The sequence below is a fragment of the Thioalkalivibrio sp. ALJ21 genome (genome assembly GCF_000378605.1).
Lineage (GTDB): Bacteria > Pseudomonadota > Gammaproteobacteria > Ectothiorhodospirales > Ectothiorhodospiraceae > Thioalkalivibrio.
Map to the genome: position 1 here is coordinate 196,709 of NZ_KB905156.1, position 23,597 is coordinate 220,305.

Here is a 23,597-nt window from a genome sequence, read left to right on the forward strand (position 1 = left end):
GGCTCCGGCTCCGGCTCCGGCTCCGGCTCCGGCTCCGGCTCCGGCTCCGGCTCCGGCTCCGGCTCGCCAGAGTCTTCAGCGAGCATGTCCTCGGGCTGAATGCTGTCAAGGTCGACCCAGTGGGCCTGCAGTCCACCACCGCCCCCGGACTCCATCAGCTCGGGCTCTTCGCCGTCGCGAACAAGCCAGAGCCCACCCAGCACCGCACCGTGCAGCGCAACACTGACGGCCAGGCCCAGCGCGAGGGGGCGCAGGCGGCTGGCGGGACCTTGACGAGGTGGTTTCATGAGAGGCATTGGCGTGATCCGGACACCGCATTATTCGGCGCCCGACGTCCGTCTGCCAGCACCTCACTTTTCCGCCCGTCGTTCAGCACGGACGCCACACTATAGAGAATGCGAATGGTTTGCAACACCATTTACTAAAACCGGGAAAGATGATGCACGGACACAAAAAAGGCCCCGGAGTCCGGGGCCCTTGAGGGTCCGCCCTGCGCAGGGCGAGGCATGCGGACGCGCTCAGTGCTGGTGACCGCCGACGCCGTGGGCGTGGCCGTGCTCCAGCTCCTCGGCGGAGGCCTCGCGCACTTCGACGACTTCGACGTCGAAGTTGAGGTTTTCGCCAGCCAGCGGGTGATTGCCATCCACGGTCGCGGTGTCACCCTCGACCTTGGTCACGGTCACGGTCAGCGGACCATTCTGAGTCTCGGCCTGGAACTGCATGCCCGGCTGCACGGAATCCACGCCCTGGAAGGCCTCCAGCGGGATCTCCTGCACCATGGCGTCGATTTTCTCGCCGTAACCCTCGGCGGGGGCGACCTTGGCCTGAACCTTGTCACCGGCGGCCTTGCCCTCAAGCTCGCGCTCGAGACCCGGGACCAGTTGACCATTCCCGTGCAGATAGGCGAGCGGCTCGCGGCCTTCGGAGCTGTCGATGGTCTCGCCAGCGTCGTTGGTCAGGGTGTAGTGGATGGACACCACGGCGTTTTGTGCAACTTGCATGGGCTTCGCCTTCTCGATATATGGACCGCACAGGGTAACGCGCATGGCCCCGTGGCGTCAGGTCCACCCTTTGCCGGGGCGGTTTCCGGGGAAGGTCTATCCTCCCCCGGTTCCGCGATCAGGCCTTTTGCAGCAGCAGACGGTTCAGGCGCGAGACGAAGCCGGAGGGGTCCTCCAGCTGGCCACCTTCCGCCAGCAGCGACTGATCGAACAGCAGCGAGGCCAGATCGTTGAAGTCGTCCCCTTCGGCGGCACGCAGGCGCTCGACCAGCGGATGCTTCGGATTGATCTCGAGCACCGGCTTGCTGGAGAAAGTCTCCTGGCCGGCCTGCTTCAGAAGTTCCTGCAGGTACAGCGCCATCTCGTGCTCGCCGAGCACGATGCAGGCCGGTGAATCGACCAGGCGCTTCGAGGCGCGTACCGAGTCGACGCGCTCGCCCAGCGCGGCCTGTATGCGCCCCGGCAGATCGCCCAGGTCCTCGTCGGCCTTCGCGCTGTCGTCGGCGGCATCCTCTGTCGTCGTATCCTCGCCGATAATCTTGTCCAGATCGAGGTCACCTTTGGCGACGTTCTTGATCGGCTTGCCGTCAAACTCGCGCAGGTGCGACAGCAGCCACTCGTCGACCCGGTCGGACAGCAGCAGCACCTCGATACCATGCTTGCGGAAGATCTCCAGGTGCGGGCTGTTGCGCGCCGCGCTGGCGTTGTCCGCAGTGATCACATAGATCGCATCCTGCCCGTCCTTCATCCGGCCAATGTAGTCGGCCAGCGACACGTTCTGGGCGTCGTCATCGTTGTGCGTGCTGGCGAAGCGCAGCAGGCCCGCGATCTGCTCGCGGTTCGCGTAGTCCTCGCCCGGGCCTTCCTTCAGCACCCGCCCGAAGTTCTGCCAGATCTCGGCGTACTTCTCCTGCTCGTTCTTCGCAATGCCCTCCAGCAGGCCGAGGATCTTCTTCACCGAACCGGAACGGATGGAATCCACCAGACGGTTGTCCTGCAGGATCTCGCGCGAGACGTTCAGCGGCAGATCGGCCGAGTCCACCACCCCGCGCACGAAACGCAGGTAGCTGGGCAGGAGCTTCTCGGCGTCGTCCATGATGAACACGCGCTTCACGTAGAGCTTGACGCCGTGGCGCGCGTCGCGGTCCCACAGGTCGAACGGGGCGCGCTTCGGGATGTAGAACAGCGTGGTGTATTCCTGGCGCCCCTCGACATGGTTGTGGGTCCAGGCAACAGGATCCTCGAAGTCGTGCGCGATGTGCTTGTAGAACTCGCGGTATTCGTCGTCGCTGATCTCGCTCTTCGGCCGGGTCCACAGCGCGCTGGCACGGTTGACGGTCTCCCACTCGTCGGTGGGCTTGCCGTCGTCGTCCGCTTTGCGCATGCGGATCGGGAACGCCACGTGGTCGGAGTAGCGGCTGATGATGTGACGCAGACGGAAGGGCTCGAGAAACTCGTCGGCATCTTCCTTGAGCGTCAGCGTGATCTCGGTCCCCGCCTCGGGGCGCTCGCAGTCGCTCAGGCTGTACTCGCCGTCGCCGCGCGACTCCCAGCGGGTGCCGGCGTCCTCGGACGTCCCCGCTCGACGGGTCTCGAGGCGGACGTGGTCGGCCACGATGAACGAGGAGTAGAAACCGACACCGAACTGGCCGATCAGCTGCGAGTCCTTCTTTTGGTCGCCGGTCAACTTCTCGAGGAAGGCCTTCGTGCCGGAACGCGCGATGGTGCCGATGTGCTCGACGACCTCGTCGCGCGACATGCCGATGCCATTATCACGCACGGTGACGGTGCGGGCCTCCTTGTCCACCTCGACGTCGATCGCCAGCTCGGCCGGCTGCGGGATCGCGTCGGGCTGGGCCAGCGCCTCGAAGCGCAGCTTGTCGCAGGCATCGGCGCCGTTGGAGATCAGTTCCCGCAGGAAGATCTCGCGGTTGGAATACAGCGAGTGGATCATCAGCTGCAACAGCTGACTGACCTCGGTCTCGAAGCGGCGGGTTTCGGTATGGGCCTCGGCGGCCGATGCGGTCTGCGTGTCCGTCATGGTCCTGTACGTTCCTCTCGTGCGCTTGGATGGGTTCTACAGCACGCACCTTGGGGGCAGCGTTCGCATTTTCAAGCCCGCAGGCTCCGCGCGACGTCCTCTAGCCGTGGCCAGCACCCGGCCCCTGCAAACAAAAAAACCACCGCGGGCAGCCCGCGGTGGTCCAAGGGGGCCGGCCCTCTCAGACCCGCCCGCGACCGTGTGAACGTTTACTGATTCACCGGCGATTCGGGATCCAGCAGATAGGCCATAACGTGGCTGATCTGCTCCTCGGTCAGGAAGTTGCGCCCGAATCGCGGCATGTAGGTGCAAGGGAAATACTGGTGCGGGTTACTGACGACCTCATGGACATAGTTCAGTACTGACTCGTCGGTTCCGCGCTCGCGACCGTAGTTGGCAAGACTCGGGCCAATCGTCCCGTAGGTGGTTTCCGCCGGATCCATCTGGTGACAGGCGTAGCAGTTCGCCCCCGGCTCGCGGGTGCCGTGATCGTCGTTGTTGTGCCCGACACGATAGCCATAACCGGAACGGGCCAGCTCGGCGCCGCGGCGCCAGTCGCCCAGTTCCACACCGCCATCGGGGCGTTCGTACGCCGCGCGCGCGGCTGCGACGACCTGGCCTGCGGTTTCACTGTCCGGGGACCCTTCGAGCGAGCACAGCGCCTGGATCTCGTCCTGCTGCATCCGTTCCCGGCCGGTACCCCCTTCCTGAACCTCCTGGTCCAGGCGGTAGCTGTCGGTCTCGAGCACCAGGTGCTCGGCCAGTTCCTCGGGGCTCATCTGGGTGATATCGACCTCGCGATCCGAGGCGTCCTGAAAGAACTGGTCGCAACCCGCCAGCGCCGCCGATGCCGAAACCACTACAGCGGCAGTCAGAATTTTTTTATTGAACATCCCTGAGCCTCCCCTCACGTCCGTCACGACCGATGGCTTTCGTAGCCCATGCCGCATCAGTCCTGCGGCCCATCGGTTCCCCTGTTCAGCCCATCTGTGCGGCCCGGCGGACACGCTCGCAAAAGAGCCGTGCAAACACCCAACCGCAGAAATTTGTAAGGAAGCGGGTTGCCGCGCGCCTGGCGCGACAACCCGTTCTACTGCCTTGCTGCACCGGCCCCGATGGGGCCGAGCAGCTGTCGTGCAAGACGACTACCGGTTGTTAACCGGGGACTCCGGGTCGAGCAGGTAGGCCATGATGTGGCTGATCTGCTCTTCGGTCAGCAGCCCCTGGAAACGCGGCATCTGCGTGCAGGGGAAGTACTGATGCGGGTTGGAGATCACCTGATGCACGTACTGACGGATCTCCTGGCTGTCGCCACGCTGCGCACCGTAGTTTTCGAGGTTCGGGCCGATGGTGCCCTGCACCGAAACGCTCGAATCCATCACATGGCAGTTGTAGCAGTTGCCACCCGCCTCGCGGGTACCGTGGTCGTCGACGTTGTGGCCGATACGGTAGCCGTAGCCGGAATCCGCCAACTCGGCACCCTTGCGCCAGTCACCCAGCTCGATGTCGCCTTCTGGCGCTTCGTATTGCTCACGTGCCAGAGCCACGACCTGGCCGGCGGTCTCGCCGTCCAGATCATTACGGGTGGAGTCGAACGAGCAGGCCTTCTGAATGTCGTCCTGGGTCATGCGGTCGCGCCAGGTACCGCCTTCCTGCATTTCCTGATCACGCCAGCTGTTGGTCTCGAAGATGAGATGCTCAGCCAGCTCCTCGGCGCTCATGGCCGTGATATCCACGTCATCCGCCTTGTTGCCGTCGGCGACGGCACAGCCGGCGGCCAGGGCGACGGATGCAAATGCGGCCACACCGGCCGCAACAGTGTTTTTATTAAACATACTTGATGTCTCCTATTGCGTCCGTAGTTACCGCTTCAGGTCGGGCAGGATGGCCGGTTCGCCACGCGCCGCGTCATTCCAGTAGGAGATCAGCGCGGTGTTCACCGGGGTATCCGGCAGGATACCGGCATGACGCATCTGCCATACGCAACCACGGATACGGTGGTTCTGGCTGCGGACGTTGTCCTGCCCCGCGCGGTGGGCCGGCCAGGAGACGGCCTTGGTCCACTCCTGCGAGTTACGCATCTCCGGCAGCACGGACGCACGGATCTGCTTGCCCGAAGCCCCGTGGCAGGCGGCGCAGTTGAAGTCCATCGCGCCGCCACGGCGGAAGAACAGAACCTCGCCGGCGTCACGCATCGCCTTTTCCTTCGGGTGATCCAGCGGCGGGTTCCACTCGTAACCAGAGGACTGATGCGCGATGTAGGTCGTCAGACGCATGATGTCCGAGCCGGACCCGTGACGCTGGGAGACGGCGGAGTCATCGCTGGTGAACCCCTGGATCTCCTTCATGCAATGGACCAGGCGCATTTCGAAGTCCATCACCTTGCCGGTGTCCTCGAAGTAGCGCGGCAGCTCGACATAGGCGCCGTCCAGGACGCCCTCGCCCTTACCGAAATCGCAGCTCTCGAGCGATGCGTTGTTCGGGCCGCGCTCTTCGTAGAACAGACGCTCGCCGTCATCCAGCAGCCACAGGGCGGGGTTGTCCGGCATCATCATGATGTTCATTTCACTCTGATGCAGGTACTTCGAGTCGGGCTGCGCCTCGAGCAGCATTTGCAGGACGTCGTTCGGATCCTGCCATTCTGCCTGAGCCGCGGTACCCGCAACCCCGACTGCCATTGCTACGGGCAACGCAAGCAATGCTTTCTTGAACATGGAAACCTCCATCACACGGTTTTTTCGATACGGTCCGTGACCGGAGCGGCCCGGACCTGTGTAGCAGAGTGCTGAACCGGGGTCCGTGCTGTCAACACAAAAAGCTATATTAGCTTTTTCTAACAGTCTGTTTTTCAAGGATTCTCGGAGCCCAGCACCGTCTGGCAGACGCAGCATACGCGAATTCTATTCCGCTGGGTGATGGAATTTTCGAGGGTGTCGGCTCGTCGGCACGAGCCCGGCCAGACGGGGTGTCTGGCAAGCCATTGAAGAAGGAAGGAAACCGCGCCGCGCACGACGGGCACGCTGCCAGCAACTGGAGTGGAAAGCGCTAGCCGAGCTGGAGCACACCTTCGTGAACAAGCAGGGCGCGCTTCACGTCGGCCAACGGGCCATCCTGGTCGCCCGCGTAGCCACCAATGTCGCGCGTACCGCGGTGACGCGCGGACACCACGCGATGACAGGGGATGAACAACGGCCAGGGGTTGGTGCGGCAGGCCTGCCCCACGGCACGCGGGGCCGAGCCGATCTGTGAGGCAATTTGCGCATAGGTCCGCACCTCGCCAACGGGGATGGCCGAAAGTGCGGCCCAGACCCGGCGGGCGTGCTCCGTCCCCGGCGGTACCGCTGGCGTCGCCCGCCATTTGGTCGGATCGCGGGCGTAGTCTGCAGGGTCGAAGGCAGGAGGGGACCGGTCAGCGGTCGGGATATCCCGCAGCGGGGACAAATCGAGTGGATCGTCGGGGCACTGCCAGCCGCAGGCCAGCAGATCCCCCTGCCCGGACTCCAGCCACACAAAAGCCAGCGCGACTCCCGGCAGGAGACAGCGCTGGCTTCGCATGGCCGATTCGGCCGACAACGGAAAACCGGGCGGACGCGAGCGGGGCTGCGCGGCCACCCCGGCCATCAGGCGCCGTTCCGGTTCGCCTTGATGTCTTCCTTGATGCGCGCGGCCTTGCCGGTACGATCGCGCAGGAAGTAGAGCTTGGAGCGACGGACCTTGCCGCGGCGCTTCACCTTGATCTCGGCAATCTGCGGGCTGTGCGTCTGAAAGGTCCGCTCCACGCCGTTGCCGTAGGAGACCTTGCGCAGGGTGAACGCCGAGTTGAGGCCACGGCTGCGCTTGCCGATCACCACACCCTCGAAGGCCTGCAGGCGCTCACGCTCGCCTTCGCGCACCTTCACCTGCACCACCAGGGTGTCGCCCGGACCAAAGTCCGGTACGTCGGACTTCATCTGTTCGGCTTCCAGTTCCTGAATCACGCTGTTCATCGTTCGACCTCAATCATCGCTTTCGGTGTGCGGACCGCCCTTCCGTCGTTCCACACGGTATTCGTCCAACAGGGCCAGATCCTCGGCCCCGAATTCTTCGCGCGCCAGCACGTCCGGCCGCCGTTCCCACGTGCGCCCCAGCGCCTCGCGCCGCCGCCAGCGCCGGATCGCTCCATGGTCGCCACCCAGCAGCACCTGCGGTACCGCACGCCCCGCCACAACCTCTGGCCGCGTGTAGTGCGGGCAGTCGAGCAGGCCCTCGCTGAACGAGTCCTGCCCGGCGGAATCCGCGTGCCCGAGCACACCCGGGAGCAGGCGCGCACAGGCATCGATAACTACCATCGCGCCCAGCTCGCCACCGGACAGGACATAGTCGCCCAGCGACCATTCCTCGTCGACCTGCGCCTCGATAAAGCGCTCGTCGATGCCCTCGTAGCGGCCGCACACAAGTGCCACCCGCGGCTTTCTGACCAGCTCCCGCAACATCGCCTGCCGGATCGGCCGCCCCTGCGGGGTCAGGGCGATCACGTGCAGGGGCGCCGTCGCGTCGGCTCGCGCCGCCTCCAGCGCGGACGCCAGCGGCCCATACTGCATGACCATGCCGGGACCGCCACCATAGGGGCGGTCATCCACCGCCTGGTGGAAACCGGCCCCCCAGTCACGCGGGTTCCAGGTCTCCAGTGCGAGCCGTCCCTGTTGCACCGCCCGCCCGGTCACCCCGGACTCGCCCACCGCCGTTACCAGTTCCGGAAACAGCGTGACGATATCGAAGCGCATCGTCCGCCTCAGAATTCCGGATCCCAGTCGACCCGCAACCGCCGGGCCTCCAGGTCCACATCCAGGATGTACTGGCCCCGCACCCAGGGAATCAGCCGTTCGCGATCGCCGCGCACGACCAGCACATCGTTGGCGCCCGTCTCCATGAACCCGGAGATGCGCCCCAGCGCGGTCCCGTCCTGGTGCTCGACCTCCATACCCAGCAGGTCGGCCCAGTAGTACTCGCCGTCCTCGGCGGGCGGGAGCCAGTCGCGCTCGATCGCCAGCTCGGCGCCCATCAGGCCGTAGGCCGCCTCGCGATCGGCGGTCTCGGCAAACTTCATTACGACGCCGGGCCCGTGGGCCCGGCCCGCTTCGACCTCCGCCAGCCGCCAGTCAGCGCCGGAACGCAGCCACAGACGGGGGAAGTCGGCAATCGCGGCGCGTGGCTCGGTCTCGGAAAAGATCCGGACCCAGCCCTTCACGCCGTACACCCCGGAGACGCGCCCGACGCGGATGCGTTCACCCGCCTCGTTCATCACCGGAGTTCGGTCTACTACGCGTAATCAGCGAGCCGACGGCCTCAGGCCGCGGCTTGCTGCTTGCGGTAGCCCTTGACCAGGTGGTTCACGCGCTCGGACATGCCGGCGCCGTGGCCCAGCCAGTAGTCCACGCGTTCCAGGTCAATGCGCAGCGGCTCTTCCTGACCGCGGGCGACCGGGTTGAAGAAGCCGATCTGTTCCTTGTAACCGCTGTCCCGACGCTTGCGCGAATCGGTGACGACGATCGAGTAGAACGGGCGCTTTTTGGCGCCGCGGCGAAGCAGGCGAATCGTAACCATATGTTCTGTTGAACCCCGTTTGAGTCCGTTTTCTCGAGAAAACGCGCGATTATAACGAATCCCGCCGCCAGCACAAGGTGCGAACGGCCGTTGCAGCAGTGACTAGCGGAACGGCATGCCCCCTCCGGGGCCGCCCATTCCACCCATACCGCCCAGTTTTCCACCCAGGGCGCGCATCATCTTCGATGCGCCGCCCTTGGAGAATTTTTTCATCGCCTTGCTCATCTGTGCGTGCTGCTTGAGCAGGCGATTCACGTCCTGAATCTGGGTGCCGGAGCCGGCGGCGATCCGGCGCTTTCGCGAACCCTTGATGACGTCCGGGTGTCGGCGCTCGTGCTCGGTCATCGACGAGATCACCGCCATCATGCGACCGATCTCCTTGTCGTTGGCCTGGTTCTTCACCGCGTCCGGCAGCTTGCCGCCCCCAGGCAGCTTTTCCAGCATCGAGCTGATCCCGCCCATCTTCTGCATCTGGCCGAGCTGCTCGCGCAGGTCGTTCAGGTCGAAGCCGCGCCCCTTCTTCAGCTTGCGCGTCAGCTTGGCGGCTTTGTCCTGGTCGACCTGGCGGCTGGCCTCCTCGACCAGGGACAGGACATCGCCCTTGCCAAGGATGCGCGAGGCGATGCGCTCGGGATGGAACGGCTCCAGCGCATCCGGGCGCTCACCCATACCGATGAACTTGATTGGCACCCCGGTGATCTGGCGCACCGACAGCGCGGCACCGCCGCGGGCGTCACCATCGGCCTTGGTCAGCACCACGCCGGTCAGCGGCAAGGCCTCGCCGAAGGCGCGCGCGGTGTTCGCCGCGTCCTGGCCAGTCATGGAGTCGACCACGAACAGGGTCTCGATCGGATCGATCACCTGATGCAGGGCCTTCACCTCGGCCATCATGTCTTCGTCGACATGCAGCCGCCCGGCGGTATCCACCAGCAGCACCTCGGTACCGTCGCGGCGCGCCCGTGTGACGGCCTCGCTCGCGATCGCCTCGGGCTTCTGGCTGGTATCGCTGGGATAGAACGTGACCTCGACCTGCCCGGCCAGGGTCTCCAGCTGCTGAATCGCCGCCGGCCGATAGACGTCGCAGCTGACCACCGCGACCTTCTTCTTCTCGCGCTCGCGCAACAGGCGCGCGAGCTTGCCGATACTGGTGGTCTTGCCCGCGCCCTGCAGACCGGCCACCAGCACCACGGCCGGCGGCTGGACCGCCAGATTCAGCGAGGCGTTCTCCCCGCCCATCGTCGCGATCAGCTCGTCATGGACGACCTTGATCAGGGCCTGCCCCGGAGTCAGGCTCCCGATGACCTCCTGGCCCAGCGCCTTTTCCTTGACGTCCTTGACGAACTCGCGCACCACCGGCAGGGCCACGTCGGCCTCCAGCAGCGCCATGCGCACCTCGCGCAGGGCGTCTTGAATGTTGTCCTCGGTGAGCCGCGCCTGGCCTTTCAGGCGCTTCATGGTCTCCTGGAGGCGGCTGGAAAGGCCGTCGAACATCGTCTGTCCTCGTCTCGCTCGTTCTGGCCCGGCCCGTGCCGGGAAAGACCACACAGTATACCGGCCCCGCCACCCGGCCTGCACGGCCCCAGTCGCGCTCCGGGTTTGCCGCCCCGAATGTGCATTCAGGCTCGGGAGCAGGGATAATCGCCGCCCATGACCACCGTTGCCGGATTGCTTGCCGTAGCGCTGTATCTCGCCACCACGGGATACCTGATCGTCGCCTCCCGCACCCAGCCACTGGCCGCCGGGCAACCCCGCGCGCCCCTGGTGCTGTGGCTGGCTGCCTTGATCGTGCACCTGGCGGCCCTGATCCCGCTGGTCGTAACCGAGGCCGGCCTGAACCTGTGCCTGGGCAATGCCCTGTCCGCATCGCTGTGGCTGGTTGCTGCGCTGTTGTGGCTGACCGCCCTGCGCCATCCGCTGGCCGTGCTGGGCGTGATGATCCTGCCGCTGACCGCACTGGCGGCCCTGGGCGCCCTGCTGTGCGAAGACGGTACGCGCTACGCGACCTCGGCCGGGATCGACGTACACATCCTGTTCTCGGCGCTCGGCTGGGCCTTCCTCGCGCTCTCCACGGCGCAGGCCGCAGTCATGGCCGCACAGCACCGCGCGCTGCACAACCACCATACCTCCGGGATCGTGCGCTTCCTGCCGCCGCTGTTCTCGATGGAGGTCTGGCTGTTCCGCATGATCTTCATCGGCTGGCTGTTCCTCGGGCTCAGCCTGCTCTCCGGCTTCATCTTTGTGGACGACCTGTTCGCCCAGCACCTGGTGCACAAGACCATCCTGTCGCTGCTGGCCTGGGGGATCTTCTCCATCCTGCTGCTCGGGCGCTGGCGCCTGGGCTGGCGCGGGACACGGGCCCTGGCCTGGACCACCGGCGGCTTTGTGGTGCTGGTGCTGGCCTACTTCGGCTCCAAGCTGGTGCTGGAAGTCATCCTCGGGCGTGTCTGATGGCACTCCCAGCCGCCAGGCTTGACACCCCGGCGGCGCTTGCCTGAAATGACCCAGACGCCCTCCACGGGGCGACCACCCCATCCCTGACCCGCAGGCCGCCCCTTGCAAGAGATCCCGCTCTCCTTTCTGTTCGGCGCCCTGATCGTTCTGTTCCTGCTGTCGGCGTTTTTCTCCGGTTCGGAGACCGCGCTGATGGCACTGAACCGCTACCGCATGCGCCACCGTGCGCAAACCGGACACCGGGGCGCTGCGCTCGCCGCGCGCCTGCTGGAGCGGCCGGACCGCCTGATTGGCCTGATCCTGCTGGGCAACAATTTCGTCAATATCCTGATCGCCCAGATCGCCACCTTTATCGGCTGGCGACTGTTCGGCGATACCGGCGTGGCCATCGCTACCGGCGTTCTTACGCTCACCCTGCTGATCTTCGCCGAGACAGCCCCCAAGACCCTCGCGGCCCTGCACAGCGAACGCGTCGCCTACCCGGCGGCCTGGGTCTATACCGGCCTGCTGAAGGTGATGTGGCCGGTGGTCTGGATGATCAACGTGATGGCCAATGGCGTACTGCGCCTGTTCGGGGTGCACATGAAACCTGGCCAGCGCTCGGCCCTGAACACCGACGAGCTGCGCAGCGTGGTCTCCGAGGCCGGCTCGCTGATCCCGGCGAACCACCAGCGCATGCTGCTGAACCTGCTGGACCTGGAGCGCACCACGGTCGAGGACATCATGATCCCGCGCAACGAGATCGTGGTGCTGGACCTGAACGAGCCCTGGAACGAAGTCGTCGAGCAGCTGGTCCATGGCAGCTTCACACGCCTGCCAGTGGTCGAGGGCGAGCTGGACCATATCGTCGGCTTCCTGCACCGACGCGACGTGATCCCGCTGATCGAGCGCGATGACTTCGACGCCGACGACCTGCGCCAGATCCTGACCCCGCCCTACTTCATCCCCGAGGGCACGGCACTGAACCGCCAGCTGATCAACTTCCAGCAGCAGAAGAAGCGGATCGGCCTGGTAGTGGACGAGTACGGCGACATCGAGGGCCTGATCACCCTGGAGGACCTACTGGAGGAGATCGTTGGCGAATTCACCACCGACTCCCCGGCGATGAGCGACGACGTGCTGCGCCAGGAGGATGGCTCGGCGATGGTCGATGGCGGCATCCACCTGCGCGAACTCAACCGCTCGCTGGGACTGGAGCTCCCGGTGGATGGCCCCAAGACCCTCAGCGGACTGATCGTGGAATACCTTGAGAGCATTCCCGAGGCGCCAGTGAGTGTGCGCATCAACGACGTGGTGATGGACATCGTGCAGATCAAGAACAACACCATCCGCACGGTGCGCGTGGTCGCCCCTGATCTACCGACCAGCCCGGACAACAAGGAAGCCTGATGGCGAAGGCGAAGACCCAGTACGTCTGCCGGGAATGCGGCGCGGTGAGCCCCAAGTGGGCCGGCCAGTGCGGCGACTGCGGCGCCTGGAACACCCTGGAGGAGGCCGCACCGGCCACCCAGGCCGGCCCACGCGGCGGGTACGCAGGCGAGGTCGCTGGCATCACCCGGCTGGGCGAGGTGGAGGCCGGCGAGGTCCCGCGCACCGGCACCGGCTTGTCGGAACTGGACCGTGCCCTGGGCGGTGGGCTGGTACACGGATCGGTCGTGCTGCTGGGCGGCGACCCGGGGATCGGCAAGTCCACCCTGCTGCTGCAGACCCTGGCCATGCTACCGGTCGGCGACACGCTCTATGTGACCGGCGAGGAATCCGCCCAGCAGATCAGCATGCGCGCGCGCCGCCTCGGGCTCGAGGTCGACGGACTGCGCCTTTTGACCGAGACGCAGGTGGAAAACGTGATCGCCACCTGCGAACGCGAACGCCCGCGCGTGCTGGTGATCGACTCCATCCAGACGCTGTACACCGCCGCGTTGCAGTCCGCCCCCGGCTCGGTCGGGCAGGTGCGCGAGAGTGCCGCCGCGCTGGTGCGTCTGGCCAAGCAGCGCGGCATCACCGTGATCCTGGTGGGCCACGTAACCAAGGATGGCCAGCTGGCCGGACCGCGCGTACTCGAGCACATGGTCGACACAGTGCTGTATTTCGAAGGCGACCCGGACGGGCGCTACCGCATGCTGCGCGCGGTGAAAAACCGCTTTGGTGCGGTCAACGAGCTGGGTGTATTCGCGATGCTGGAGAACGGGCTCAAGGCCGTCTCCAATCCCTCCGCCATCTTCCTCTCCCGACATCAGGGCCCGGTGCCCGGCTCCGTGGTGATGGTCACGCGCGAGGGCACTCGGCCGCTGCTGGTGGAGGTGCAGGCCCTGGTCTCCGAGAGTCATGCCCCGCAGCCACGGCGCATCACCGTGGGGCTGGAACAGAACCGCCTGACCATGCTGCTGGCCGTCCTGCACCGCCACGGGGGCGTGGCCCTGTTCGACCAGGACGTTTTCATTAACGTGGTCGGCGGCGTGCGCGTCACCGAGACGGCCGCCGACCTGCCGATGCTGGCCGCCGCCCTGTCGAGCTTTCGTGACCGGCCACTGCCGCAGGAGATGCTGGCCTTTGGCGAGGTCGGGCTGGCCGGCGAGATCCGGCCTGTGCCGAACGGCGAGGAGCGCCTGCGCGAGGCGGCCAAGCACGGCTATACCCGAGCGATCGCGCCGGCGGCCAATGCGCCGCGCAAGCCCATCAAGGGCATGGAAGTAGTCGCGGTCTCCCGCCTTTCGGAAGTCCTCGACGCCCTGTAGCGCCTGGCCCCGCCGCCTCTTGTGGCAAGGCACCATTCGTCATCCGGTGTTTACGTGCCTTCGGTCCACCGCCTGCCTGCGCTGTCTCGCCAGCGCTTGGCAGTATGTGGACCGAAGGCACGTAAACACCGACGACGAACCAGGCCCAGCCTCAACAACCGCGGCAAAAGCCGGAAACGAAAAAGGCGCCCGGAGGCGCCTTTGGTGAAGCGGGCAAAAAGGCCGCTTCAGTTGACGGCGTCGAGGTCGGCCGCGAGGGACTCGCGCGTGCCCTCGGATACGGCGTCCAGCCGGTGGCTGTAGTTCTCGTGCTCCACCCCCATGGCAATGGCCGCCCCGGATTTCGCGGCGGAGACCATCTCCGGGGTCAGTTCGAAGCGCAGGAAGTGCACCGACGAGGTCTTGTCGTCGGTCTCCCGATCCAGATCCTCGTTCGCGATCGGGTAGACCTTGTCATGGCCTTCGACCTGCACATAGGTCTTGCGCTCGATCCCGATCAGCTTGGACAGCTGCACCTTGCGCTCGTCCACGTCCGGATACTCGACCATCATGGTCGCCTTCCAGTTGGAGCCGTCCGGGATCAGCGGGTTGTAGGCGTCCAGCTCGTCCTGGATGCCCTCGGCGTCAAAAATCTTCTCGACCCGCAGCATCTCCTGGATCTGGTACTGCATGGTCTTGCGATCCTCGAAGTGCAGGGTCACGGCCGGGCCCACCTGCACCACGCGATTGCGCTTGTGCTGCATGACCTCGTTGCGGAACTGGGGCCGCAGCTCGTGGTACTTCTCCAGCGAATACAGGTCTTCTCGACTCAGCTTGTCCACACTTGCCTCCATCTCGATACCTCCGTCACGTCGGACTGGTCCTCAGGACCCCTCAGTGGTCGTGGTGGCCCATCTTGGTGTAGTCCTTGTCGGACCAGAGGTTGTCTTTCAATTCGTGGTCGAACACCGGGTTATGGCGACGGATCCACTCCAGCACCATCGCCGCGTGCTCGATCTCTTCGTCGCGGTTGTGCGCGAGGATCGCCTTGAGCTCATCGTTCTTGCAGGCGTCGATGCGCTGCTGGTACCAGTCCACCGCCTCGAGTTCTTCCATCAGCGAGACGATGGCGCGATGCATCTCGCGCGACTCGTCGCTCAGTTCCTCGACGGGTTCGTGGTAGCTGTCACTGGCCATTTTGTGTCTCCATCCGTGGCGCCTCGGCGGGCGCGCATCGTGTTGCTGGTAGCCGATGCCTGGCGCTACAGGCCGTAGGCCTGGCGCAGCAGGGTCAGCGGGTGTTCGGGCGCCTTGTCCTCGCCCTTGCCCTGCAGCCCGTTCTCGATCATGTGCCCGGCCATCGGGCAGTCACTCGAGTAGTGATCGGACTCGGCCTTCTGCACCCGGTTCACAACCGGACGGCAGATCTTGGCCGCGGTCTCGTAGAACTCGCTCTTAACACCATAGGTGCCATCGTGCCCGGAGCAGCGTTCGATCACGTCGATCTCGGTATCCGGCACGAGCTTCAGCAGGTCACGGGTCTTCAGGCCCATGTTCTGGACCCGCAGGTGACAGGCCGCGTGGTAGGCGATCTTGCCGAGCTTCTCGGGGAAGTCGGTGTTCAGCTTGCCTTCCTTGTGGCGCTCCATCAGGTATTCGAACGGGTCGAAGATACGATCGCGCACGGCAGCGACATCGGGCTCGTCCGGGAACATCAGCGGCAGTTCCTGCTTGTACATCAGCACGCAGGAGGGGACCGGCGCGACAATGTCGTAGCCCTGGTCGATCATGCGCTTCATCGCCGGGATGTTCGCATCCTTCGCGGACTCGACCGCCTTCAGGTCGCCCAGTTCGAGCTTGGGCATGCCGCAGCATTGCTCTTTCTCGACCAGGGTGACCTCGATGCCGTTATGCTCGAAGACCTTGACCAGGTCCTCGACCAGGTGCGGCTCGTTGTAGTTGCCGTAGCAGGTCGCGTAGAGGGCGACCTTGCCCTGGGTGGCACCAGCCGGCTCGGGGTTGTTCACGCCCTTGGCGACTTTCGCCATGCGCGAACGACCCTTGCTCGAGTGGTATTCGGGGACCGGGGCATCCGGGTGCACGCCCATGGTCTTGTCCAGCAGCTTGCGCATCGCACCGTTCTTGTTCGCGGCGTTGACCGCGCCGGCGACCACCGGGATGCCCGCCAGCTTGCCAACGGTGTCGGTGCTGGACATGAACTTGTGCGCGGCCTTCGCACCCTCTTTCTCGAAGCGCACGGCCTTGGCCCGCAGCATCAGGTGCGGGAAGTCGACGTTCCATTCGTGCGGGGGCACGTAGGGGCACTTGGTCAGGTAGCACAGATCACACAGGTAGCAGTGATCCACTACCTTCCAGTAATCCTTCCTGTCGACCCCGTCGACCTCCATGGTCTCGGACTCGTCGACCAGGTCGAAAAGCGTGGGGAAGGAGTTGCAGAGGCTGACGCAACGCCGGCAGCCATGACAGATGTCGTAGACCCGCTCCAGCTCGGCGAACAACGATTCCTCGTTGTAGAACTCGGGATTCTTCCAGTCCAGCGGATGGCGGGTAGGGGCTTCCAGACTTCCTTCACGTTGGTGCGTCGGCGCAGACATGCATCCCTCCGGTATCCGTATCAGTGACGATGCTTCGAGGGAAACACGGAACAACATGCGAACGCAGCCGCATGGCTGACTTCACAGGCTGTTCCGTACCTCCCGGAAAACGGGGCCGGAGACCGGCCCCGCATGCTTCCGTTACTACCGGACGATCAGTCGTCCAGCTGGTCCAGGGCCTTCTGGAAGCGGTTGGCGTGGGAACGCTCCGCCTTGGCCAGGGTCTCGAACCAGTCGGCAACTTCATCGAAGCCTTCGTCGCGGGCGGTCTTGGCCATGCCCGGGTACATGTCGGTGTACTCGTGGGTTTCGCCGGCAACGGCGGTCTTCAGGTTCGCGGCGGTGGAGCCGAACTCCAGACCGGTGGCCGGGTCGCCGCAGCTCTCGAGGTACTCGAGGTGACCGTGGGCGTGGCCGGTTTCACCTTCGGCGGTGGAACGAAACACGGTCGCGACGTCGTTGTAGCCTTCCACGTCGGCCTTGGAAGCGAAGTACAGGTAACGACGGTTGGCCATCGATTCGCCGGCAAAGGCCTCCTTGAGGGCTTCTTCGGTCTTACTACCTTTCAGTTCCATGGGTCTCTCCTCTTGCTGGTTGGGATCCACACAGCCGTGCGACCGTTGTGCGGATCGGGAATTTAGACTGTGTCTAAACCACTTCGAAACTCTAGTCAGCACCCGGTCGCATGTCAACCGATTGCCCCGATGAGCGTGGGGGCACGATCACGAAACTCAAGCCCCCGGTCGCCCGACTTCTTTCCTCGCCGCAGCGGATCGGATACTTTCTCACCTTTTGGCCCCCGCGATCCAATAAGAACCCAACACGTAATCCGACACCATGACCGACACATCCACTGACAGCCCCGCCGAGTTCGAAGCCAGCCTGGAGGCCCTGGAGGCCCTGGTGGCGCGGATGGAGTCCGGCGAACTGGGTCTGGAACAGTCGCTGAAGGAATTTCAGCACGGCATGGAGCTGGTCGGCCGTTGTCAGAAGGCGCTGGACGACGCCCAGGCACGCATCGAGAAACTCGCCAGCGAGCCTTCTGCAGAGGGCGCCGCGTCTGCGAACGCTCCCGACACCCCGACCGACCCCGACGACGTCCCCTTCTGAGAAATACCTTGAGCATCCCAGATCCATCCGAGGCGCTGAAGGCCTATCAGCGTCGTATCGAGACCGTACTCGACCAGCGCCTGGCGGCCGACTCTGCCCCGGACCCGCGGCTCATCGAGGCCATGCGCTATGCCACCCTCTCCGGCGGCAAGCGCCTGCGACCGGTACTGGTATACGCGGCCGGGGCCACCTGCAGCGCCCCCGATGACGTGCTTGATGCGATGGCGGCGGCCGTGGAGATGGTCCATGTCTACTCGCTGATTCACGACGACCTTCCAGCGATGGACAACGACGATCTGCGCCGTGGCCGGCCCACCTGCCACCGAGCGTTCGACGAGGCCACTGCCATCCTCGCCGGGGATGCGCTGCAGGCCTGCGCCTTCGAGATCATGACCGCCGGCGTGCGCGCCCTGCCCGGGACAGCCGCTCTGGATGCCCTGGCCGAGCTCGCCCATGCAGCGGGTCTGCACGGCATGGCCGGCGGCCAGGCCATCGACCTTGGCGCCTGCGGCAAGCCGATCGATCTGGCGGAGCTGGAGCGCATGCACCGGCTCAAGACCGGCGCCCTGATCCGCGTCTCGGTGCGCCTGGGCGCAATCGCCGGCGGCGTTCCGGGGAACGCCCTTGGCCACCTGACCCGCTATGCCGAATGCATTGGCCTGGCGTTCCAGATCCGCGATGACGTACTCGACGTGGAAGGCGACCCGGAGGTGCTTGGCAAGGCCTGCGGCGCGGATGCCCGGCTGGACAAGGCAACCTTTCCCTCGCTACAGGGCCTGGAGGCCTCGCGCGAACGCGCAGTGGCCCTGGTCGACGAGGCGCTGGCCGAACTGCAACCCTTCGGCCAGGAGGCGGACTTGCTTCGCTTCCTCGCGCGGTACATCGTCGACCGCATGAACTGATACGGCCTGCCCATGACCCCCACCCCCCTGCTGGATGCAATCGAATGGCCCGCCGACCTGCGGGCACACCCGGCCTCGGAACTGCCCGGGCTGGCAGGCGAGCTGCGCCAGTTCCTGATCGAGAGCGTCTCGCGCACGGGCGGGCACCTGGCCGCCAACCTGGGCACGGTGGAGCTGGCGATCGCGCTGCACTACGCGTTCAACACGCCGGATGACCGCATCGTCTGGGATGTGGGCCACCAGGCCTACGCGCACAAGATCCTGACCGGGCGGCGGGCCGGCATGGCCAGCCTGCGCCAGTATGGCGGGCTGGCCGGATTCCCCAAGCGCGCGGAGAGCGAATACGACGCCTTCGGAGCCGGGCATTCCAGCACCTCGATCAGCGCCGCCGCCGGGATGGCCCTGGCGGCCAAGCACGCGGGACTGGATCGCCGCCATGTGGCGGTGATCGGTGACGGGGCAATGACCGCCGGCATGGCCTTCGAGGCGCTCAACCACATCGGCGATCTCGACTGCAATCTGCTGGTCATCCTGAACGACAACGACATGTCGATCTCGCCGAACGTCGGCGCGATGAACCAGTATTTCACCCGACTGCTGTCCGGACGCATCTACAGCTCGGTGCGCGAGGGCTCCAAACGCATGCTGGAGTTCGTCCCGCCGGTGAAGGCCTTTGCCGAGCGCGCCGAGGAACACATGAAGGGCATGCTGGTGCCTGGCACGCTGTTCGAGGAATTGGGCTTCCGCTATTTCGGCCCCGTGGACGGGCACGACGTGAGCGGCCTGGTGTCGATCCTGAAGAATCTGCGCGGCGGCCACGGCCCGCAGCTGCTGCATGTGGTCACCCGCAAGGGCCAGGGCTACGCCCCGGCCGAGGAAGATCCCTGCCGCTACCACGGGGTTTCCAAGTTCGAGCCGGAAAACGGCCTGAAGCCCTCCGGCCCGAAGGCCCCGACCTATACCGATATCTTCAGCCAGTGGCTTTGCGACCAGGCCGCGGCCGACGAACGCCTGCTGGGCATTACCCCGGCGATGCGCGAGGGCTCCGGCCTGGTCGCCTTCTCCGAACAGTTCCCGGAACGCTACTTCGATGTCGGCATCGCCGAGCAGCACGCGGTCACGCTGGCCGCCGGCATGGCCTGCGAGGGGCAGAAGCCCGTGGTCGCGATCTACTCGACATTCCTGCAACGGGCGATGGACCAGGTCATACACGACGTCGCCCTGCAGAACCTCCCGGTGCTGTTCGCGGTGGACCGCGCAGGGATCGTCGGCGCCGATGGCCCGACCCATGCCGGCACCTTCGACACCGCGCTGCTGCGCAGCGTCCCCAATATGCTGCTGATGGCCCCGTCCAACGAGCGCGAGTGCCGCCAGATGCTGTCCACCGGCTACGCCTACGAGGGCCCGGCGGCGGTGCGCTATCCGCGCGGGGGCGGCGCCGGCGTCCTGCCGGAAGGGGGCAGCGAGGACCTGGAGACCCTGCCTGTCGGACGCGCCGAGGTCGTACGCGAGGGCCGGGGCCTGGCGATCCTCAGCTTCGGCGCACTGCTGGAGACCGCCCTGGCCGCCGGCGAGGCGCTGGATGCGACCGTGGTGAATATGCGTTTCATCAAGCCACTCGACACCGAGCTGCTGGCGCGGCTGGCCTCCAGCCACGAGCGCTTCGTGACGCTCGAGGACCACGCCCGTGCCGGTGGCGCCGGCAGCGCGGTGCTGGAATGGCTCTCCGCCGAGGGCATGGCCCTGCCCTGTCAGGTACTGGGCATCCCGGACGTCTTCACCGAGCACGGCTCGCGCGAGCAGATCCTGGCCGACTGCGGCCTCGACACCGAGGGCGTGCTGGCCGCGATTCGCCACGCCGTGGGGCAGGAGAATTGCGCGGACGATGGGGGACGGCTAGGCTTCGCGGGCTGAGTATCCCCGCGACCCGAATGTCGCGCTAGCCGGAATCGATCCATGAGTGCCCGTTACACCCTCCGCGTCCTGACCGACTTTGCCTCCGCGCATACCCTGCGCGATTACCCGGGGCAGTGCGCGAACATGCACGGACACAACTGGAAGGTAGAGGCCGAGGTTCAGGCCGAGACGCTGGATGACGCCGGCATGGCAGTGGACTTCAAGGTGGTCAAGACCGCCGCGCGCGAGATCGCCGGGCAGCTGGACCACCGCTATCTGAACGACGTCCCGCCGTTCGACACGGTCAACCCGACCGCCGAGAACATCGCGCAGTGGTTCTTCCGCCAGATGTCGGAGCGCCTGAACCGCCCGGGCCTGCGCATGCACGCGCTGACCCTGTGGGAGACCGACCGCGCCTGCGTACGCTACAGCGAGGACGGCTAGCCCCTCCTCTTGCGCCCCGCAACAGCGGGGCGCGTCCAACAACCCCTACAGATGATTCGAGGCGTAGTCCGCCAGCCGCGAGCGCTCGCCGCGGGTGAGCGTGATGTGGCCGCTGTGGGTCCAGTTGCGGAAGCGGTCCACCACGTAGGTCAGGCCGGACGAGGTCTCGGTCAGGTACGGGGTGTCGATCTGCGCGATGTTGCCCAACGCCACCACCTTGGTGCCCGGCCCGGCGCGGGTGACCAGGGTCTTCATCTGCTTGGAGGTCAGGTTCTGCGCCTCGTCCAGGATGATGTAGCGGCTGAGGAAGGTGCGCCCGCGCATGAAGTTCAGCGAGCGGATCTTGATACGGCTGGTCAGCACGTCGTTCGTGGCTGCCCGGCCCCAGTCGCCCGCGCCCTCAGACTTGGCCAGGACCTCGAGGTTGTCCATCAGCGCGCCCATCCACGGGGTCATCTTCTCTTCCTCGGTCCCGGGCAGGAAGCCGATGTCCTCGCCCACCGGGACCGTGACCCGGGTCATGATGATCTCCTTGTAGGTGTTGTCCTCCAGCGTCTGCGCGAGCCCCGCGGCCAGCGCCAGCAGGGTCTTGCCGGTGCCGGCGGCCCCCAGCAGGGAGACGAAATCCACCTCCGGGTCCATCAGCAGGTTCAGGGCGTAGTTCTGCTCGCGGTTGCGGGCATTGATGCCCCAGACGCTGTGGCGCGGGGTCATGTAGTCGTCGACCAGCTCGATCACTGCGGACTCGTTCGGCTGGTCGATCTCCAGCACGATTGCCGACAGCGGGTTTTCCCCCTCCCGGTAGACGAACTGGTTGGGCTGCCACTCGCTGACCAGGGGTCCGGTGACCCGGTAGTAGGTCCGGCCGGATTCCTGCCAGGAGTCCATCCTGGTCCCGTGGGTCTCCCAGAAGTCCGCCGGCAGCTCGGTCATGCCGGAGAACAGCAGGCTGACGTCGTCCAGGACCTGGTCGTTGTAGTAGTCCTCCGCGTGCAGGCCGATCACCGCCGCCTTGATGCGCAGATTGATGTCCTTGGAGACCAGCGTGACCGGGAGGTCCGACCACTCCGTCTTGAGCGCCTGGGCGGTGGCCAGGATGTCGTTGTCCGGCGTCGAGCCGGGCAGCGAGTCCGGCAGGCGCGAGGTCAGATTGCGGGTCTGAAAAAATAGCCGCCCGGAGGGTGCAAGCGTCGACTCGCTGAGCGATTCGGCCTGTAGCGGCAACCCGGCGGCGATCTGCTCGTGGGTCGCGCCACTCATCAACTCGTCGATAAAGCGCGAGACCTGGCGCACGTTGCGCGCGACCTCGGAGACCCCCTTCTTGCCGCGGTCGAGCTCCTCGAGCACGACCATGGGCAGGAAGATGTCGTGTTCCTTGAAGCGGAACAGCGCGGTGGGGTCGTGCATCAGGACATTGGTGTCCAGGACAAACAGGCGTTTCGGGTCCTCCGGTGTTTCGCTCATGGCGCCTCCGCGGCCGGGGTGAGTCGAAAACAAATGGGTCGAACGTCTACTGCCAGTGCTCTCGAAGAATTCGCGCGGGCCTCACTGGCCAGCCATCTCGCGCACCGCGGCCAGGACCTCGTCCACATGCCCCGGCACCTTGACCTTGCGCCATTCCCGGCGCAGCACACCCTGCCCGTCAATCAGGAAGGTGGAGCGTTCGATGCCGCGCACCTGCTTGCCGTACATGTTCTTCATCTTGATCACGTCGAACGCCTCGCACAACTGCTCGTCGGCGTCGCTCAGCAGGTCGAACGGCAGCTCCTGCTTGGAGCGGAAGTTCTCGTGGCTCTTCACGCTGTCGCGGGAGACCCCGAGGATGACGGCGCCGGCGGCGTCGAACGCGGCCTTGTTGGCGGCGAAGTCGCGGCTCTCGTTGGTACAGCCCGGAGTGCTGTCCTTCGGGTAGAAATAGAGCACCACGACCTTGCCGCGAAAATCACCCGGGCCCAGGGTCTGCTCGCCGGTGGCGGGCACGCGCAGGTCTTCGGGAACGGTCTGGTCAATGGCGATCGTCATCAGCTGTCACTCCGTGTCGAGGTTGGGCCGGACAGCACCGGATCGGATCAGGCCTTGATCGGATCCAGCACACCGTCCAGGTTCAGTTCGTCGCAAAAATCCATGAATTCGCCGCGCAGGCTGGCCAGGTGCTGTCCCGCCGGGATGTCCACCACCATGTTGGCGGCGAACATGCGCGCCCCCGTGTGCTGAGCGGTATAGACGCGCGTCTGCACATCACGCAGGTTCACACCACGGCTGGTGAAGAAATCGGCCAGGGCATTGACCAGCCCCGGGGCGTCCAGCGCGACCACGTCCACCGCATAAGCCATCGCGGGCTGGCTGGACTCATCCAGCGGCCCTCGGCGCACGGTGATCGCGAGATCCAGCTCGGCCTCCAGCCGTTCCAGGCGGGCCTCCAGCGTGGCGAGGGTCTTCCAGTTGCCGCTGGCGCTCAGCGCCATGCAGCAATAGCCGTCCAGGGTCGTAATGCGGCTGGACTCCAGGTTGCAGCCTGTATCGACGATTACCCGCGTGACGCCGGCCACCAGGCCAGGCTGGTCGGGTCCGATCAGGTTCAGGATCAGATGGGTGTGCGAGCCGGCCCCGACGACCTCAGCCATGCCGGCCCCTGGAGCGCAGGGCGCCGCCGAGCGGCCACAGGCCTGAGGCAATGCTGGACGGGTTGGATGCATCTGCGGGCATGATGGCTGGGAACATACCACCTCGTCCTGGTGGCGCCAACGGTCGGGGTGGCATGAAAGGGCCATCCAGACGGGGTCTGCGCGCGGCTTCTTGAACGCCTTGTCGCGCGCCCGTTAGACTGCACCATTACCGTC

At 65.6% G+C, this 23,597-nt stretch carries 25 protein-coding genes and 1 pseudogene; 7 read left to right on the top strand and 19 right to left on the bottom strand.

The window, feature by feature from the left end:
* The 12 genes and pseudogenes from F579_RS15415 to ffh form a co-directional block, all read right to left on the bottom strand.
* Positions 1-287 (bottom strand): annotated as a pseudogene (locus tag F579_RS15415) (energy transducer TonB); the annotation flags it as partial.
* A gap of 231 nt (positions 288-518) precedes the next feature.
* Positions 519-1,001 carry a peptidylprolyl isomerase gene (locus F579_RS0106935; RefSeq protein WP_012981849.1) on the bottom strand — a complete coding sequence of 161 codons (483 nt, stop codon included), beginning with the start codon at positions 999-1,001 and terminating at the stop codon, positions 519-521.
* 118 nt (positions 1,002-1,119) lie between these two features.
* Entirely contained in the window at positions 1,120-3,042 is a 1,923-nt protein-coding gene (gene htpG, locus F579_RS0106940; protein WP_019023833.1) for a molecular chaperone HtpG, read from the bottom strand.
* Between the two features lie 209 nt (positions 3,043-3,251).
* Positions 3,252-3,935 carry a sulfur oxidation c-type cytochrome SoxX gene (gene soxX, locus F579_RS0106945; RefSeq protein WP_012981847.1) on the bottom strand — a complete coding sequence of 228 codons (684 nt, stop codon included), beginning with the start codon at positions 3,933-3,935 and terminating at the stop codon, positions 3,252-3,254.
* Positions 3,936-4,187: 252 nt separating this feature from the next.
* Entirely contained in the window at positions 4,188-4,877 is a 690-nt protein-coding gene (gene soxX / locus F579_RS0106950) for a sulfur oxidation c-type cytochrome SoxX (protein WP_019023831.1), read from the bottom strand.
* Between the two features lie 27 nt (positions 4,878-4,904).
* Positions 4,905-5,720 carry a sulfur oxidation c-type cytochrome SoxA gene (soxA, locus tag F579_RS0106955; RefSeq protein ID WP_026301004.1) on the bottom strand — a complete coding sequence of 272 codons (816 nt, stop codon included), beginning with the start codon at positions 5,718-5,720 and terminating at the stop codon, positions 4,905-4,907.
* Positions 5,721-6,087: 367 nt separating this feature from the next.
* Positions 6,088-6,663 carry a methylated-DNA--[protein]-cysteine S-methyltransferase gene (locus F579_RS0106960; protein WP_017926039.1) on the bottom strand — a complete coding sequence of 192 codons (576 nt, stop codon included), beginning with the start codon at positions 6,661-6,663 and terminating at the stop codon, positions 6,088-6,090.
* The gene (gene rplS, locus F579_RS0106965) at positions 6,663-7,028 is read right to left on the bottom strand and encodes a 50S ribosomal protein L19 (protein ID WP_012981843.1); all 366 of its coding nucleotides are present in this window, start codon (positions 7,026-7,028) and stop codon (positions 6,663-6,665) included. The genes F579_RS0106960 and rplS overlap by 1 nt, the downstream gene beginning before the upstream one ends.
* Positions 7,029-7,037: 9 nt before the next feature.
* Positions 7,038-7,805 (bottom strand): tRNA (guanosine(37)-N1)-methyltransferase TrmD, encoded by a 768-nt coding sequence (gene trmD / locus F579_RS0106970; RefSeq protein WP_017926038.1) that lies wholly within the window; start codon positions 7,803-7,805, stop codon positions 7,038-7,040.
* 8 nt (positions 7,806-7,813) lie between these two features.
* Positions 7,814-8,323 carry a ribosome maturation factor RimM gene (gene rimM, locus F579_RS0106975; RefSeq protein ID WP_017926037.1) on the bottom strand — a complete coding sequence of 170 codons (510 nt, stop codon included), beginning with the start codon at positions 8,321-8,323 and terminating at the stop codon, positions 7,814-7,816.
* A gap of 44 nt (positions 8,324-8,367) precedes the next feature.
* Positions 8,368-8,625 (bottom strand): 30S ribosomal protein S16, encoded by a 258-nt coding sequence (gene rpsP, locus F579_RS0106980; protein WP_012981840.1) that lies wholly within the window; start codon positions 8,623-8,625, stop codon positions 8,368-8,370.
* A gap of 102 nt (positions 8,626-8,727) precedes the next feature.
* Positions 8,728-10,116 carry a signal recognition particle protein gene (gene ffh / locus F579_RS0106985; RefSeq protein WP_019023829.1) on the bottom strand — a complete coding sequence of 463 codons (1,389 nt, stop codon included), beginning with the start codon at positions 10,114-10,116 and terminating at the stop codon, positions 8,728-8,730.
* Positions 10,117-10,272: 156 nt separating this feature from the next.
* Between ffh and F579_RS0106990 the strand changes: the two genes are divergently transcribed.
* The 3 genes from F579_RS0106990 to radA all read left to right on the top strand — a co-directional run bounded on the left by F579_RS0106990 (position 10,273) and on the right by radA (position 13,811).
* Positions 10,273-11,073, top strand: a complete 801-nt coding sequence (locus F579_RS0106990; protein WP_019023828.1) for an inner membrane protein YpjD — start codon at positions 10,273-10,275, stop codon at positions 11,071-11,073.
* A 105-nt stretch (positions 11,074-11,178) separates the two neighbouring features.
* Complete coding sequence (locus tag F579_RS0106995; protein WP_017926035.1) at positions 11,179-12,465, top strand: HlyC/CorC family transporter; 1,287 nt, start codon at positions 11,179-11,181, stop codon at positions 12,463-12,465.
* On the top strand, positions 12,465-13,811 hold the full coding sequence (gene radA, locus F579_RS0107000; RefSeq protein ID WP_019023827.1) for a DNA repair protein RadA: 1,347 nt from the start codon (positions 12,465-12,467) through the stop codon (positions 13,809-13,811). Before F579_RS0106995 ends, radA begins: the two co-directional genes overlap by 1 nt.
* A gap of 227 nt (positions 13,812-14,038) precedes the next feature.
* Here radA and F579_RS0107005 read toward each other — a convergent pair whose 3' ends face one another.
* The 4 genes from F579_RS0107005 to F579_RS0107020 form a co-directional block, all read right to left on the bottom strand.
* Entirely contained in the window at positions 14,039-14,644 is a 606-nt protein-coding gene (locus F579_RS0107005; RefSeq protein WP_019023826.1) for a DUF3501 family protein, read from the bottom strand.
* A gap of 40 nt (positions 14,645-14,684) precedes the next feature.
* Positions 14,685-14,987: an encapsulin-associated ferritin-like protein gene (locus F579_RS0107010; RefSeq protein WP_019023825.1), complete on the bottom strand. Its 303-nt coding sequence runs from the start codon at positions 14,985-14,987 to the stop codon at positions 14,685-14,687.
* Positions 14,988-15,052: 65 nt separating this feature from the next.
* Positions 15,053-16,405: a heterodisulfide reductase-related iron-sulfur binding cluster gene (locus F579_RS0107015; protein WP_019023824.1), complete on the bottom strand. Its 1,353-nt coding sequence runs from the start codon at positions 16,403-16,405 to the stop codon at positions 15,053-15,055.
* A 155-nt stretch (positions 16,406-16,560) separates the two neighbouring features.
* The gene (locus tag F579_RS0107020; protein ID WP_012981831.1) at positions 16,561-16,980 is read right to left on the bottom strand and encodes a rubrerythrin family protein; all 420 of its coding nucleotides are present in this window, start codon (positions 16,978-16,980) and stop codon (positions 16,561-16,563) included.
* A 262-nt stretch (positions 16,981-17,242) separates the two neighbouring features.
* Between F579_RS0107020 and F579_RS0107025 the strand changes: the two genes are divergently transcribed.
* Genes F579_RS0107025 through queD form a run of 4 tightly spaced genes read left to right on the top strand, consistent with a single transcriptional unit; the run spans position 17,243 to position 20,757 of the window.
* Positions 17,243-17,515, top strand: coding sequence for an exodeoxyribonuclease VII small subunit (locus F579_RS0107025; protein ID WP_019023823.1), 273 nt, complete (start codon positions 17,243-17,245; stop codon positions 17,513-17,515).
* An 8-nt stretch (positions 17,516-17,523) separates the two neighbouring features.
* A complete protein-coding gene (gene ispA, locus F579_RS0107030; protein ID WP_019023822.1) occupies positions 17,524-18,417 on the top strand; it encodes a (2E,6E)-farnesyl diphosphate synthase in 894 nt (297 codons plus the stop codon).
* Between the two features lie 12 nt (positions 18,418-18,429).
* Positions 18,430-20,331 carry a 1-deoxy-D-xylulose-5-phosphate synthase gene (dxs, locus tag F579_RS0107035; protein ID WP_019023821.1) on the top strand — a complete coding sequence of 634 codons (1,902 nt, stop codon included), beginning with the start codon at positions 18,430-18,432 and terminating at the stop codon, positions 20,329-20,331.
* Positions 20,332-20,373: 42 nt separating this feature from the next.
* Positions 20,374-20,757, top strand: a complete 384-nt coding sequence (queD, locus tag F579_RS0107040; protein ID WP_012981827.1) for a 6-carboxytetrahydropterin synthase QueD — start codon at positions 20,374-20,376, stop codon at positions 20,755-20,757.
* 45 nt (positions 20,758-20,802) lie between these two features.
* On the opposite strand, the gene F579_RS0107045 is transcribed toward queD, so the two are convergent.
* The 3 genes from F579_RS0107045 to F579_RS0107055 all read right to left on the bottom strand — a co-directional run bounded on the left by F579_RS0107045 (position 20,803) and on the right by F579_RS0107055 (position 23,381).
* On the bottom strand, positions 20,803-22,221 hold the full coding sequence (locus F579_RS0107045; protein ID WP_019023820.1) for a PhoH family protein: 1,419 nt from the start codon (positions 22,219-22,221) through the stop codon (positions 20,803-20,805).
* An 81-nt stretch (positions 22,222-22,302) separates the two neighbouring features.
* Positions 22,303-22,779 (bottom strand): peroxiredoxin, encoded by a 477-nt coding sequence (locus tag F579_RS0107050; protein WP_019023819.1) that lies wholly within the window; start codon positions 22,777-22,779, stop codon positions 22,303-22,305.
* 47 nt (positions 22,780-22,826) lie between these two features.
* Positions 22,827-23,381 (bottom strand): glycine cleavage system protein R, encoded by a 555-nt coding sequence (locus F579_RS0107055; RefSeq protein ID WP_018175383.1) that lies wholly within the window; start codon positions 23,379-23,381, stop codon positions 22,827-22,829.
* Positions 23,382-23,597: the final 216 nt, after the last annotated feature.

Bases quoted from the DNA above. Each gene is read 5' to 3' on its own strand.
- F579_RS0106935 (WP_012981849.1), bottom strand. From the start codon at position 1,001: ATGCAAGTTGCACAAAACGCCGTGGTGTCCATCCACTACACCCTGACC.
- htpG (WP_019023833.1), bottom strand. From the start codon at position 3,042: ATGACGGACACGCAGACCGCATCGGCCGCCGAGGCCCATACCGAAACC.
- soxX (WP_012981847.1), bottom strand. From the start codon at position 3,935: ATGTTCAATAAAAAAATTCTGACTGCCGCTGTAGTGGTTTCGGCATCG.
- soxX (WP_019023831.1), bottom strand. From the start codon at position 4,877: ATGTTTAATAAAAACACTGTTGCGGCCGGTGTGGCCGCATTTGCATCC.
- soxA (WP_026301004.1), bottom strand. From the start codon at position 5,720: ATGGCAGTCGGGGTTGCGGGTACCGCGGCTCAGGCAGAATGGCAGGAT.
- F579_RS0106960 (WP_017926039.1), bottom strand. From the start codon at position 6,663: ATGGCCGGGGTGGCCGCGCAGCCCCGCTCGCGTCCGCCCGGTTTTCCG.
- rplS (WP_012981843.1), bottom strand. From the start codon at position 7,028: ATGAACAGCGTGATTCAGGAACTGGAAGCCGAACAGATGAAGTCCGAC.
- trmD (WP_017926038.1), bottom strand. From the start codon at position 7,805: ATGCGCTTCGATATCGTCACGCTGTTTCCGGAACTGGTAACGGCGGTG.
- rimM (WP_017926037.1), bottom strand. From the start codon at position 8,323: ATGAACGAGGCGGGTGAACGCATCCGCGTCGGGCGCGTCTCCGGGGTG.
- rpsP (WP_012981840.1), bottom strand. From the start codon at position 8,625: ATGGTTACGATTCGCCTGCTTCGCCGCGGCGCCAAAAAGCGCCCGTTC.
- ffh (WP_019023829.1), bottom strand. From the start codon at position 10,116: ATGTTCGACGGCCTTTCCAGCCGCCTCCAGGAGACCATGAAGCGCCTG.
- F579_RS0106990 (WP_019023828.1), top strand. From the start codon at position 10,273: ATGACCACCGTTGCCGGATTGCTTGCCGTAGCGCTGTATCTCGCCACC.
- radA (WP_019023827.1), top strand. From the start codon at position 12,465: ATGGCGAAGGCGAAGACCCAGTACGTCTGCCGGGAATGCGGCGCGGTG.
- F579_RS0107005 (WP_019023826.1), bottom strand. From the start codon at position 14,644: ATGGAGGCAAGTGTGGACAAGCTGAGTCGAGAAGACCTGTATTCGCTG.
- F579_RS0107010 (WP_019023825.1), bottom strand. From the start codon at position 14,987: ATGGCCAGTGACAGCTACCACGAACCCGTCGAGGAACTGAGCGACGAG.
- F579_RS0107015 (WP_019023824.1), bottom strand. From the start codon at position 16,405: ATGTCTGCGCCGACGCACCAACGTGAAGGAAGTCTGGAAGCCCCTACC.
- F579_RS0107020 (WP_012981831.1), bottom strand. From the start codon at position 16,980: ATGGAACTGAAAGGTAGTAAGACCGAAGAAGCCCTCAAGGAGGCCTTT.
- F579_RS0107025 (WP_019023823.1), top strand. From the start codon at position 17,243: ATGACCGACACATCCACTGACAGCCCCGCCGAGTTCGAAGCCAGCCTG.
- dxs (WP_019023821.1), top strand. From the start codon at position 18,430: ATGACCCCCACCCCCCTGCTGGATGCAATCGAATGGCCCGCCGACCTG.
- queD (WP_012981827.1), top strand. From the start codon at position 20,374: ATGAGTGCCCGTTACACCCTCCGCGTCCTGACCGACTTTGCCTCCGCG.
- F579_RS0107045 (WP_019023820.1), bottom strand. From the start codon at position 22,221: ATGAGCGAAACACCGGAGGACCCGAAACGCCTGTTTGTCCTGGACACC.
- F579_RS0107050 (WP_019023819.1), bottom strand. From the start codon at position 22,779: ATGACGATCGCCATTGACCAGACCGTTCCCGAAGACCTGCGCGTGCCC.
- F579_RS0107055 (WP_018175383.1), bottom strand. From the start codon at position 23,381: ATGGCTGAGGTCGTCGGGGCCGGCTCGCACACCCATCTGATCCTGAAC.